The 12,649-nt window shown below is 52.3% G+C and carries 8 protein-coding genes and 1 riboswitch; all 8 genes read right to left on the minus strand.

Annotation, left to right across the window (positions count from 1 at the left end):
- Positions 1–56: 56 nt before the first annotated feature.
- Entirely contained in the window at positions 57–1,538 is a 1,482-nt protein-coding gene (locus tag ACVX3G_RS00535; protein WP_014194855.1) for an aldehyde dehydrogenase family protein, read from the minus strand.
- Between the two features lie 70 nt (positions 1,539–1,608).
- Positions 1,609–3,264 carry a thiamine pyrophosphate-binding protein gene (locus tag ACVX3G_RS00540; protein WP_011229877.1) on the minus strand — a complete coding sequence of 552 codons (1,656 nt, stop codon included), beginning with the start codon at positions 3,262–3,264 and terminating at the stop codon, positions 1,609–1,611.
- The gene (locus ACVX3G_RS00545) at positions 3,261–4,439 is read right to left on the minus strand and encodes an aminotransferase class I/II-fold pyridoxal phosphate-dependent enzyme (RefSeq protein ID WP_014194854.1); all 1,179 of its coding nucleotides are present in this window, start codon (positions 4,437–4,439) and stop codon (positions 3,261–3,263) included. The genes ACVX3G_RS00540 and ACVX3G_RS00545 overlap by 4 nt, the downstream gene beginning before the upstream one ends.
- Before the next feature lie 610 nt (positions 4,440–5,049).
- A complete protein-coding gene (locus ACVX3G_RS00550; protein ID WP_011229875.1) occupies positions 5,050–6,168 on the minus strand; it encodes an RNA-guided endonuclease InsQ/TnpB family protein in 1,119 nt (372 codons plus the stop codon).
- A 229-nt stretch (positions 6,169–6,397) separates the two neighbouring features.
- Positions 6,398–8,086, minus strand: a complete 1,689-nt coding sequence (thiC, locus tag ACVX3G_RS00555; protein ID WP_011229874.1) for a phosphomethylpyrimidine synthase ThiC — start codon at positions 8,084–8,086, stop codon at positions 6,398–6,400.
- A 171-nt stretch (positions 8,087–8,257) separates the two neighbouring features.
- A riboswitch (TPP riboswitch) is annotated at positions 8,258–8,371 on the minus strand.
- A gap of 135 nt (positions 8,372–8,506) precedes the next feature.
- Positions 8,507–9,760, minus strand: coding sequence for a methyl-accepting chemotaxis protein (locus ACVX3G_RS00560; protein ID WP_011229873.1), 1,254 nt, complete (start codon positions 9,758–9,760; stop codon positions 8,507–8,509).
- A 657-nt stretch (positions 9,761–10,417) separates the two neighbouring features.
- Positions 10,418–10,831 (minus strand): RDD family protein, encoded by a 414-nt coding sequence (locus ACVX3G_RS00565; protein ID WP_011229872.1) that lies wholly within the window; start codon positions 10,829–10,831, stop codon positions 10,418–10,420.
- 286 nt (positions 10,832–11,117) lie between these two features.
- The gene (locus ACVX3G_RS00570; RefSeq protein WP_014194852.1) at positions 11,118–12,644 is read right to left on the minus strand and encodes a PP2C family protein-serine/threonine phosphatase; all 1,527 of its coding nucleotides are present in this window, start codon (positions 12,642–12,644) and stop codon (positions 11,118–11,120) included.
- Between the last annotated feature and the right edge of the window lie 5 nt (positions 12,645–12,649).

A 12,649-nucleotide genomic window follows, 5' to 3' on the forward strand; every position in this document is an offset into this window, starting at 1 on the left:
TTCCACGTTGATCTTCGCTTCTCTTTTGCCGGCCATGTTGCAAGCGACAGCCCGGTTCAATCATCGGTATCGATTTGCGCCCGCTGCAGCTTGCCGCTGAAATCGACATAAATGCTCCGCCATTCGGTGAATACGTCAAGCGCAGCGACGCCGGAGTCGCGGTGGCCGTTGCCCGTCCCTTTCGTGCCGCCAAACGGCAAATGAATTTCCGCTCCCGTTGTGCCGGCGTTGACATACACGATGCCGGTGTCCAAATCACGCATCGCTCGGAATACATTGTTGACATCGCGTGTGAAAATGGCGCTTGACAGCCCATAATCGACGCTGTTGTTGACGGCGATCGCTTCGTCCAAACTGCGGACGGAAATGATCGACACAACCGGGCCGAAAATTTCTTCGCGGGCGATGCGCATATTCGGCGTGACATCGGTGAAAATCGTCGGCGCGTAATAAAAGCCGCGCGCATAGTCGCCCTCGCGCAGTCGATGACCGCCAATCAGCAATTTCGCCCCTTCTTCTACACCAATGCGCACGTAGCGGTCGATCTTTTGCAGCGCCTCTTCATGGATGACGGGTCCGACTTTGACCGTTTCATCCAACCCGTTGCCGATTTTCAATGTTTTCACGGCTTCAAGCAGACGCCGCTCAAGCTCCTGTTTCACCCGCTCATGGACGATGACCCGGCTGCACGCCGTGCACCGCTGGCCTGATGTGCCGAACGCACTCCAGATGATGCCGTCAACCGCCAATGTCAAATCGGCATCATCCATGACGATCACCGCGTTTTTCCCACCCATTTCGAGCGACACTTTTTTCAACAGTCGTCCGCATTTTTCCGCAATCATCCGCCCGACTTCATTCGATCCGGTAAATGAGATGACCTTGACATCAGGATGCTCGACGAGCGCATTGCCGACTGTCGGCCCGTCACCGTGAACCACATGAAACACTCCCGGCGGCAAGCCCGCTTCTTCAAAAATGCGGGCTAATTCCTGCGCCATGATCGGTGTCTCGGGCGCTGGCTTCCATACGACCGCATTGCCGGCAACAATGGCCGGAAACGACTTCCAAGTGGCGATGGCAATGGGAAAATTCCATGGCGTGATGATGCCGACCACTCCAACCGGCACGCGGACACTCATGGCAAATTTGTCCTTCAGTTCAGACGGCGTCGTATCGCCGAACAACCGCCGTCCTTCTCCCGCCATGTAAAACGCCATATCAATGCCTTCCTGCACTTCGCCGCGCGCTTCCTCAATCACTTTGCCCATTTCCATCGTCAACATCCGGGCCAACTGTTCTTTCCGCTCCTTTAGCAGCATCCCAACTTTATACAAGATTTCCGCGCGTTTCGGCGCCGGCACGAGGGCCCACTGTTTTTGCGCTTCTTTGGCTGCCTGAACCGCTTCATCGATATCGTTTGGCCCGGACATCGCCACCTCGGCAATCGTTTCCCCCGTCGCCGGATTGATCACCGGCGCAAATTGCCCGGTGCTTGGCTCCTTCCATTCTCCATTGATATAGTTTTGGATTTTCACTGTATACTCCCCCCATTTTTCTAGATGATTTATTGAGATAATTTATACATTGAACGCCGAGCGATGATCGTCAGGACTTCCTCTTGGCCCGCAAGTCTTGGATCGTTGCCGCCACCGAAATGTGGTTCGGATCGGTCAACACTTCAATCACCGTCGGCTTCTTGGCTTCAAGCGCCAACAGAAGCGCTTCCGTGAACTGTTGTTCCGTCTGCACTTGGAATCCGCAGCTGTTCAAGCATTCTGCCAACCGGGCAAACGACACGCGGCCTAAATCGGTGCCGATGACCCGCCCCGGAAACTGCAATTCTTGATGCATGCGGATGGTGCCGTACATATGATTGTTAAACACAATGCTAATGATCGGAATATCGTATCGAGCGGCCGTTTCCAACTCCTGCACCGTCATCATAAAGCCGCCATCCCCGGATAAAGAAACGACGGTCCGGTCGGGAAAGGCCAGTTTCGCGCCAATGGCAGCCGGCATGCCATATCCCATCGCTCCTGACGTCGGGCCGATGTACGTGTGCCCATCCCCAAACGGGAAAAAGGCGTGAAGCCAACCGGCGAAATTCCCAGCATCGTTCGTAATGACCGCATTTTTCGGCAAATGGTGACCTAAACTCGCCATGACCGCTTCATGGAGAGTTCGTTTTTCAAGCGGCAGCGCGGCCGTTTGTTCGTACCGTTCCCTCCGTTCAGCCGCCCATTCCTGCCAAGACGGCTGCACCGCGATATCGAGCAAACGGGACAGCGCTTCCCGACAGTCAGCCCAAACCGCGATATCCGGTGCATACACTTTTCCGAGCCCATCGCTGTCAATATCGATATGAATCAGCGTCTGCGTTGGAGATAGCAAACGGTAATCTTGCGTCGTCACTTCCGACAGCCGCGTCCCCAACGCAATCACCACATCGGCCTGCTCAGCCGTTTCCATGACCTCTTTCGGCGTCCCTAGGCCTAGGTGGCCGACATAGCACGGATGGTTGTGGGGAAACACATCATGCCTCCGGAACGCCGCCATGACTGGAAGTGCATACTTTTCCGCCCATAAGCGCAGCAGCTGCTCGGCTCCCGACCATTTGACGCCGCCGCCGGCAATCACGAGCGGCCGTTTGGCGCGCTCGAGCCGCTCCTTTATATTCCGTATATCCTCTTGCCTTGGGGCCGGCTTCGGCACATAGGTCTCGGCCATCACTGCTTCCGTTATCGTTTTGGAAAATACATCTTCTGGCAGTGAAACGACGACGGGGCCGGGCCGCCCTGTTTTCGCGGTGCGAAACGCCCGTTGCACCAGCTCTGGCACCCGCTCGGCTTCGCGAATTTCGACCACCCATTTGGCGATCGGACGAAAAAACGCTTCCATATCGACTTCCTGAAATCCTTCACGTCCTAGGAAGCGGCTGTTCACTTGCCCCAAAAACACGACCATCGGAGTGGAATCTTGCCTGGCGGTATGGACGCCGATCGTTAAGTTCGCCCCGCCAACCGCCCTTGTAGCCAGCACGACGCCGCACTTCCGCGACGCTTTCGCATACCCTTCCGCCATAAAGGAAGCACCCCCTTCATGGCGGGCGGAGATGAACTCGATGGATGGCTCATCATAGATGGCATCAAGCAGGGGCAAATAACTTTCCCCCGGCACACCAAACACATAACGGATTTGTTCCTGTTTGAAACATTCGACGATGGCTTGAGCCACCGTGATGTGACGCATCGTTCTCTTCATCGCGCCGATTCCTCCCAATCCACTTGCTTCCATCGTTCAACGGCTTGCTGCAGACGCTCCATCGGCGCTGACAGCGATACGCGGACATATCCTTCCCCTGCGGATCCAAACGCTGTTCCCGGTGTTACGATGACTCCCGCTTCTTCCAGCAATTTGGCGGCAAATCGTTCGGACGAGTATCCGTCATAGACCGGGATCCACAAGAAAAAGGTCGCTTTCGGCCGCTGCACGTCGATGCCCAGTTCTCGAAGTCTCTCGACCATCATATTCATGCGTTGTTCATAAATGCGGCTATTTTCTCGAATAAACGTCCGTCCGTTCGTCAAAGCGGCCACCGCCGCCTTCTGGATCGGAATAAACTGGCACGTATCCGTGTTGCTCTTGATCACCGAAAGCGCTCGAATCATGTCCCGGTTTCCGACTACGTATCCGATGCGGCAGCCGGCCATGTTATAGCTTTTGGACAACGATCCAAATTCCACCGCCACTTCCTTTGCCCCGTCCACCTGCAAAATGCTCGGCGCTTGAAAACCGGCAAACGTCACGAACGAGTAGGCCGCATCATGAGCAATGAACATCTGGTGCTGACGGGCAAGTGAAACGGCTTCGGCAAATACATCCAAATCGACAGCGGCGGCCGTCGGATTGCTCGGATAATTGAGAAACATGATTTTCGCTTGGTCATAAACGGACGAGGGAAGCGCATCAAACCGAGGAATATAACCATGTTGCGCATCGAGCGGCAGCGATAGGCTCTGGCCGCGGGCAAAATGGACGGCCGTCCGATAGACGGGATAGCCCGGATCAGGCACTAAGGCGAGCTCGCCGGGATTGAGAACGGCTTGCAGCAAATGGACGATTCCTTCTTTCGAGCCGATTAACGCCAACACCTCGGTCTCCGGATCGAGCTTGACGCCATATTCCCGTTCATAAAAACGCGCGACCGCTTCCCGATACTCCCTGCAGCCGCCATACGGCGAATACGTATAGTGTTCTGGCGCATCGAGCGCTTCTTTCAACTCTTCGATGACAAAGGAAGGGGGCGGCAAATCGGGGGCGCCGATCCCTAAATCAATGACATCGACCCCGAGCTTTAGCAATTCTTCTTTTTTCTTCTGAAATCGGGAGAACAAATATGGCGGCATCGTCTGCACAATATCGGAAAATGTGTTCAATCCCATCCCTCCTCATAGCCCTTCGTTTCAGTTTATGCGCACGCCCATCACCCTCATGCCCGTCTCACGTTCAAGAAGCAGCCTATCATACCAATGGCTTTCTCACATCAAGACATCATCAAAATCTTTTTTCTCGAAAAGCGGTCGATGCAGGAGAAGGGGTTATTTTTTCACTAAGCTGCTAGAAAAACGCGATCAACCTTCTGAAACCCGGCCCTTTCGCCATAAAAAGAAGCGGCCGGCATCATCCACGGTTCGATGACGCAACTGGCCGCTGTCTATGGAAGCGAAGCGCCGGCGAAGGCGCCGCGATAGACTGCGCAGTTTTCCCCGCATGATCATTCTATGACTAGAAATTTGCACCTTATGCCATTATCATAATCAATCCGAAACGATTTGTAAATATATTTTTTAAAAATTATATATTTTTAAAATAATAAGGAACCGGACCAATTTGCACAACAAACAAGAGGGGCGGTCAACTACCCCCACTTAGCTAACGCTTGAAGTGGGGGCTTGCAACTCCCCAGAAGTGCGAGCGGACTTCGTCCTCCTTCCTTGACTTGGGGTTGCATCAGGGGGCAGGTTGACAACTACCCAACGACGCAGGTCATGCCTGTGTCGTTCCTTCAACGATGTACTCTATTCCTTTTCGTTGAAGGTTCATAGCACCAATGCGGTCATCGTTTGAGGTATATCCGCATGTTCGACAACAAAAGGTGTGTGTACGTTTCTTTCGATTGGCTTTTTCCGTATGACCACACTTTGGACATGTCAAAGAGGTGTAATGCGGAGCAACCACAATCACTTTTGACCCATGCAAACGTGCCTTATACTCTAACATTTGACGGAACTGATAGAAAGCCCACGATACGGTTTCATATCGGTCATGGATACGTACACGTTCTGTTTTTTCACGAATGCCTGTTAAATCTTCTAATACAAAAAGGGTACGTTCTCCATATTGACGAACGAGTGCCTTCGTGACAGCATGGTTCACATCCGTCATCCAACGGTTTTCTCGTTGTCCGATTGTTTTCAACTTCCGACGCGCAGAAGCCGTCCCTTTTTGCTGGAGGGTTTTTCGCATTCGTTTGTACTTGGCACGCATATGCTTGATTTTTCGTCCGTTAAAAAAGATAGTTTTCCCTTGCGAATCATAAGCTACTGCAAGAAAGTTAACCCCTACATCGACACCGACCACTTGGCGAATGTTGTGTTCATCTACGGTTGGAATTGTTTTGGTCATGGGGATGTGCAAAAAGAATTTGTTATGCTTGTAGACGAGTTTGGCTGTGCCAAACGTCCATGAGCCATCAAAATATGGTTCCATGCCTTTTGGTTCGAATGACACTTTGATTCGTCCTTCTAGCGTATTGACAGAAAATAACCCTTGAACAATGGAGTAATCTCGATTCCAAACGAGATCATATTCAGGCTTTTTAAAGCGAACCAATGTCCATTCGTGACCATTGCTTTTTAGGGAGCGGTATCTAGCGATCACCGTTTTAATCACAGATTGCGCCATTTGCGAACGCAAAGCGTAGTTTGATCGAAGTAGACGATAGGTCATGTCGTGTAACTTGGCTTGTGCAAGCACTTTTGTGTCAAAAATCACAACAGACACAGCGTTGCACGCTTGTCGATAAGCGGAAAGGGTGGCTTTCAATACTTCTGCTTGTTCCGCTGTTGGGTAAATTTTTATTTTGGCTGTTAACGTCATGTCCATTTGTCTCACCTCTCTTTCACTAAAAGTGATACAAAAACACAAAAAAAGCGATTCCTCCCCCACTTACTCCCTTTGGTCGTTGAAGTGGGGGTCTCCTCGCCAAAGACGATGAACGTTCGCCCCCCTCCGCTGCTTCGATCAGCACCGAGCGTTTTCCAGCTCATGCTTTTTCCGTTGATCGAACTTCCATATCCTCTCCACCATGCCGAGCATCGCAGCCCGCTTCTTGTCATTGATACAGCGACGACCCTTGCCGAATAAATTGTTGCGCTTTTTCTTTCATCCCCTCCTCTTTGATTTTCCGTTGCAGTTCATGTGAAATGTTCATGGAACAAAATTTCGGCCCGCACATCGAACAAAAATGAGCTGTTTTCGCCGCCTCAGCCGGCAATGTTTCATCATGATACTCGCGGGCCCGTTCCGGATCGAGGGATAAATTGAACTGATCGTTCCAACGAAATTCAAAGCGCGCTTTCGAGAGCGCGTCGTCACGCTGCTGAGCGGCTGGATGCCCTTTTGCCAGATCAGCCGCATGGGCGGCGATTTTATAGGCCACGACCCCGGCGCGTACGTCCTCTTTATTCGGCAACCCTAAATGTTCTTTGGGCGTTACGTAACAAAGCATCGCCGTTCCATAAGCGCCAATGATGGCGGCGCCAATCGCTGACGTAATATGGTCATACCCGGGCGCGATGTCGGTGACAAGCGGCCCTAACGTATAAAACGGCGCTCCATGACAAATTTCCTGTTCCCGCTCGACATTTTCGCGAATTTTATGCATCGGAATGTGCCCCGGCCCTTCGATCATCACCTGCACATCATGCTTCCAGGCGATTTTCGTCAGCTCGCCGAGCGTCTTGAGTTCCGCAAACTGCGCCTCATCGTTCGCATCGGCGATGGAGCCGGGGCGCAAGCCGTCGCCAAGGGAGATCGCGACATCGTATTGTTTCAAAATCTCGCAGATTTCTTCAAAATGCGTATACAAAAAGTTTTCTTCATGGTGGGCCAAACACCATTGGGCGATGATCGAGCCGCCGCGCGAGACAATTCCGGTCGTCCGGTTGGCGGTGAGCGGAATGTAATGAAGCCGCACACCGGCGTGGATCGTCATGTAGTCGACTCCTTGTTCAGCCTGCTCGATGAGCGTCTCGCGGTACACGTCCCATGTCAGCTTCTCCGGCACCCCTCCTACCTTTTCGAGCGCCTGATAAATCGGCACCGTTCCCACGGGGACCGGCGAATTGCGGATGATGTACTCGCGCGTTTCATGAATGTGTTTGCCGGTCGATAAATCCATGACCGTATCGGCGCCCCAACGCACTGCCCAAAGCAATTTTTCCACTTCGTCTTCAATCGATGAAGAAACAGCCGAGTTGCCGATATTGGCATTAATTTTCACATGGAAACGACGTCCGATGATCATCGGTTCGCTCTCTGGATGGTTAATATTGGCCGGAATAATGGCCCGACCAGCGGCGACTTCTTGGCGGACAATTTCTGGATCGATTTGTTCACGAATCGCGACAAACTCCATTTCTGGCGTAATGATCCCCCGTTTGGCGTAATGCATTTGTGTCACTGTTTTTCCGGGCTTTGCCCTCAATGGACGGCGCACAAACGGAAGCGAACGTTGGATCGCAACAGAAGACCGCTCCATTTCCTCCACATCGCCGCGCTCGACAATCCAGCGGCGGCGAAGAGGAGGCAAGCCTTTCTCCACGTCCGGTTCAAAATCGGGATCCGTATACGGGCCCGTCGTATCGTAGACACGCACCGGTTTGTTTTCCACCATTCCTTGCGGCGTTTTCGTTGGCGATAAAGCAATTTCTCTCATCGGCACGCGCACATCCGGGCGCGACCCTTCGATGTACACTTTGCGGCTTTCCGGAAACGACATAAACGAGCGGATGTTTTCCATGCGTGGCTTCCCCTTTCAACATAAAATGATGAAAAATCAGATCTGAAGCCACACCGTCTGAAGCGGGGCAAACACGAGAATAGGCGATGGCGGCCGATTCAAAATAAAAACAGGTTCCGACACCGGAACCTGATCGAAGGCAAAAGGCCAAATGAACAAGACACGTCCATCTGTTCCCGCTGCCTGCTTCCCTACGCTGGCATGACCCAGATCAGGTTCAAAGGGTCAAAGAACTTCATCGCGTTCTTTTCTCAGCCCGGCTCTCGGACTCCCCTAGCAGATAAGCGTATCACAATGATGACTGACTTTTTTTATTCTATCAGGCAATTGGCAAAGATGCAAACCATTTTATTCCAAACGTTGACTCCCACACGTCGTTTGAAAGCCCCTCTTTCTCGAAGAAAGCGTCCTTTTCCTCACTCACACAGAAAATTTCTTCAGCATTGCCCGCATCTCGTCCGCCATCTGACCGAGCGATGTCGACGAAGAGGCGATTTCCTCGACGGAAGCCATTTGTTCCTGGGTCGCTGCCGATACGTTGGCCGCACCAGACGCTGACTGTTCGACAATATTGGTCATCTGTTGGAGTGCGTCGTTCACTTGACGAGCATGCTCCGTCATTTGCTCGATGGCGGACGATACTTGTCCAATTTGTTTGCTCACTTGGCCGACCTCCTCGCGGATATGGGCAAATGATTGGCCGCATGCCGCCGCAACGTTCAATCCTTTCGCCACTTCGGCGATCACCTGTTCGGCAGACGCAACTGCCCGCTTCGTTTCTTCTTGAATGTAACCGATCAGCTCGGAAATTTGTTGCGCTGAGCGCGCTGATTGTTCTGCGAGCTTCCTCACTTCGTCCGCGACAACCGCAAACCCTTTCCCTTGCTCGCCGGCGCGCGCCGCTTCGATCGCCGCATTGAGCGCCAACAAATTCGTCTGCGACGCAATGCCGGTGATCGCTTCCGTAATCTGTCCAATCTCGTTGGAGCGCTCCCCAAGCCCTTTCACCACCTGGCCGAGCGTTTGCACATGATCGTAAATGAACTGCATTTGCTTGGACATTTGTCCGATTGACTGCTTGCCGTCCTCTGCTTTCGCCGATGTTTTCTCAGCCTGGTGCGCCACTTCTTTCGTATGGAAAGCGACGTCGCTCAATGTTTGGGAAATATCATGCACGGACGCGGCGGTGGTGCGAACAGCATCGGCCTGCTCCTCCGCACTTGCCGCAAGCGTTTCCATCGTTGTCGCAATTTGCTCTGTCGCTTTCGTCGTCTGTTCGGCGACGGCGGCAAGCTGCTGAGAATATTGCGCTACTTCTTCGGCATGATGTTGGACTTGCCCCATCACACTTTGCCAAGCGTTTGCCATATCGTTTAACGACGCCGCAATCGGCCGCAGCTGCTGGACGCGATCAAGAGGTATGCGCACCGTCAAATCTCCGCCTGTCATCTTGCCTAAATGTTCGTTAATAACGGCAATCGGGGCAACAAACCGTCGATAGTTGAGCGTTGCCGAAACGAAGCCGAGCATCGCGCCAAACAGCACCGTAGCAACAAGCGTCCACCAAAATGCCGCCCCGCGAATGCCGTTGACCAGGCATGTGGCCATGCCGATCGCCGCTGTGCCAGGAATGACAACGAACATTGTGCGGATAATATAACTGGATAAAGACAAAGTCGTTCTCCTCCTTTTCCATTATGCAATCGTCTTTTCTTTATCTTCACCGCTTAAATAGATTCGTGAATGATCATTCATTTTCCTTCCTGGCCATAATCATGAATGTGTGGATTTGCAAAGATTTTCTAGTCTAAAAGGCTGGTGAAAAACAACGGATTCGCTCGGTTTGGGAGAAATCGCAAGGAATTAAGTTGTGGCGCCGCAAGACTTTTCAATTTGAACAACAGTGTTGAAGAGCAATATTCCCTCTTAAATCGCCAGCCTTCTAAAAGGCTGGTGATTTAGTGAAAAGCCGCGGAAAACGGAATCTCTTCTCAAATTGAGAAGTCCTGTAAAATCAACGCTTCTCTTTCAGCCGAAAGCAACGGGTTCGGCGAAATCGGTCGTTTTTCACCAGCCCTCTAAAGGGCTGATGATTTAGTGAAAAACGCGGCTGATCCCGGTCGTTTTTTCATTTGAGAAACATTGAGAAATCAACTTTCATTTTTTGGAGAAATGCCGCTGATTGGCGTGCGACAGCCTTTTTTCACCGGCCTTCTAAAAAACAACAAGGCCCCACTCAAAAGCGTCATTCTTTTGATCGTTGATGATCCGTCACGAAAGATAAGAAAAGGCGTCCCGACCCTCTTGGGACACCCCCTGCTGTTTTCTGCTTTACACCGTCGGTTTTTCCGTTGTCACATACGTCCCAGCGATAAAATCGTGAATCGACCGTTTGTCTTCTCTCGCAGCGACCATAATCGCACTAATGATGAGACCAATGCCAAACGTGATAAAGTATACGAGTCCGCCAACGAACGAGCGCAAAAACATCGTGCCGACCCCAACTTTTCCGCCGTTGACTTTCGCAATCCGGATGCCAAGCATCCGCTTGCCGACCGTATATCCGTACCAAACAGCCGGGACGATTAACGCGTAAAGGATGTTCGCTAATGACGTAAACCAGTTCGTTTCCCAACTGCCAGTGATGAAATAGCCGATGATCGAAATCGGAATGCCAACGACAATCGCATCCAACAAGTTAGCCAACAGCCGCTTCCAAAATCCAGCCGGATTCGTCACCGCCATATGTCTTCCCTCCTGTTGCCTTTTCTATATTGTATTCGCAATCAACAGCGTAATTGTCTTTATTTTAACCTGAATTGTGGAAAGGAATCTATACTATAGTTTGGTGTTTGCCGCCATTATTGGGCGGCAGGAGTGAATGCGTCTTTTCACGATTCGTAAAAAAGATAGCCCAAAAGGCCATTTTTGCAACCGAGACACAGTTGGCTGCCGTGCCGTTTCATACATAAAGAAAAAGCAGCTTGTGAAGCGGATCGATCATCCGAATACAGGCGGCTTTTCCCCTCGTTTAGCCAAGCTTGGCCACCACCGCCGAAAAATCGTCCGGAAGCGGCCCTTTTTGCGCAAAATGGCGGCGCAGATGGTCCAAAAGCACCTGCTCGTCCAATAAAATATGCGGCGTTAGCGCATCGCGGAACGCTTCAATCTTTTGCCGAACGGATCCCGCCCCCCCTTCAATCGCCCCGTCGGAATACAACACAAGCGTCGCCCCCGGCTCGTAGCGCAACCGGCCGCTGTCGACAAAAAGGCGCGGAAGCAGCCCGATCGGCGCGCAGCCGCGGTCCAACTCCGCCACCGTTCCGTCCGGTTGGAACAAAAACCCCGGCGGATGGCCGGCTGATGCATATTCAATCATCCGTTCCTTGACATCCACAAGAACATACACGGCGGTGAAATAATACGTCATCCGCCCGTTTTCATGGTACAACTGGCGCATATGGCGGTTCAACTCGCGAAACACTTCCGTCGGAACGATCCCTTTGCGGATGACGCCGTTTAAGAGCGAGCGGACCGACATGCAAATGAGTGAAGCCGCTGCCCCATGACCCATCACATCCATTAAAAAAATGCCGTACCGCTGTTTGTCGATCGGATACCAGGCGTACATATCGCCCCCCAGCTCCCGTGATGGGATGTACGTTCCGGCAATCTGGATTCCTTTGGCCGACAACGGCTTGCTCAACACGCGCTTTTGCACCTCGCGGGCCAGCCGCAAGTCATCTTTCATCGCTGCGATGTATGGGTTCTCATAAGTTGGACCGGCAAATAAAAACAAGTAAAAAGCGATTCCTCCATCATGGCCAGGCACAGCCCGCACCGTCGTCTGCCTGACATAGACCGAACCGTTTTTCCGCCGCCAGCGCACCCACCCCCTCCATTCTCCACTTTCCCCAGTTCCCGCTTGAATCACCTCATAAAGCCAGGCCTCGTAATAACCCGCGTAAAGCGTATGCAGCGGCTGACCGACAATCTCTACACCATGGCCAGTGATTTTTGTGAACGCCGGATTGACAAACTGAACGACAAACTGGCCATCGGTTACGAGCATCGCCTGTTCCATCGCTTTGTACACTTGTTCAGCGAGCTGCCGTTCATTCTCGTTTCGCTTTGCTTCTGTCAGATCAGCGACAACTCCGCTGACGAGCCTCACTTCCCCGAATTGGCCAAGCACAGGAAACGTCCGTTCAAGCACCCAGCGGACGGAGCCATCCCGCTGATTGATGATGCGATACGTTTGGGCACCCGCATCCGCCCCCGAAAGAAGCGACCATTTTCTTTCCGCCTTGGCGCGGTCATCCGGGTAGGACACTTTTGCCCATATGTCTTGATCGCGGTAAAAGTCGTCCGGAGGCAGGCCGTACAGCTGCTCGCATGATGACGAAATGAACAAGAGCCGCCTTTGTTCCGGCGCTGCGAGCCAATACACATAATCGCCCGGCCCAACGAATACATTCATTTTTTCCAAGCCGAGAAGCAACTCTCGCCACGCGAGGTGGTCATAACGTTGAACATGTTCCCAAAACCCATCCACCATAGAAC

The organism is Geobacillus sp. PLS 41, assembly GCF_056494105.1.

Excerpts from the sequence above, each read along its gene's own strand:
- ACVX3G_RS00550 (WP_011229875.1), bottom strand. The coding sequence starts at position 6,168 with ATGGACATGACGTTAACAGCCAAAATAAAAATTTACCCAACAGCGGAA.
- ACVX3G_RS00565 (WP_011229872.1), bottom strand. The coding sequence starts at position 10,831 with ATGGCGGTGACGAATCCGGCTGGATTTTGGAAGCGGCTGTTGGCTAAC.
- ACVX3G_RS00570 (WP_014194852.1), bottom strand. The coding sequence starts at position 12,644 with ATGGTGGATGGGTTTTGGGAACATGTTCAACGTTATGACCACCTCGCG.
- ACVX3G_RS00540 (WP_011229877.1), bottom strand. The coding sequence starts at position 3,264 with ATGAAGAGAACGATGCGTCACATCACGGTGGCTCAAGCCATCGTCGAA.
- thiC (WP_011229874.1), bottom strand. The coding sequence starts at position 8,086 with ATGGAAAACATCCGCTCGTTTATGTCGTTTCCGGAAAGCCGCAAAGTG.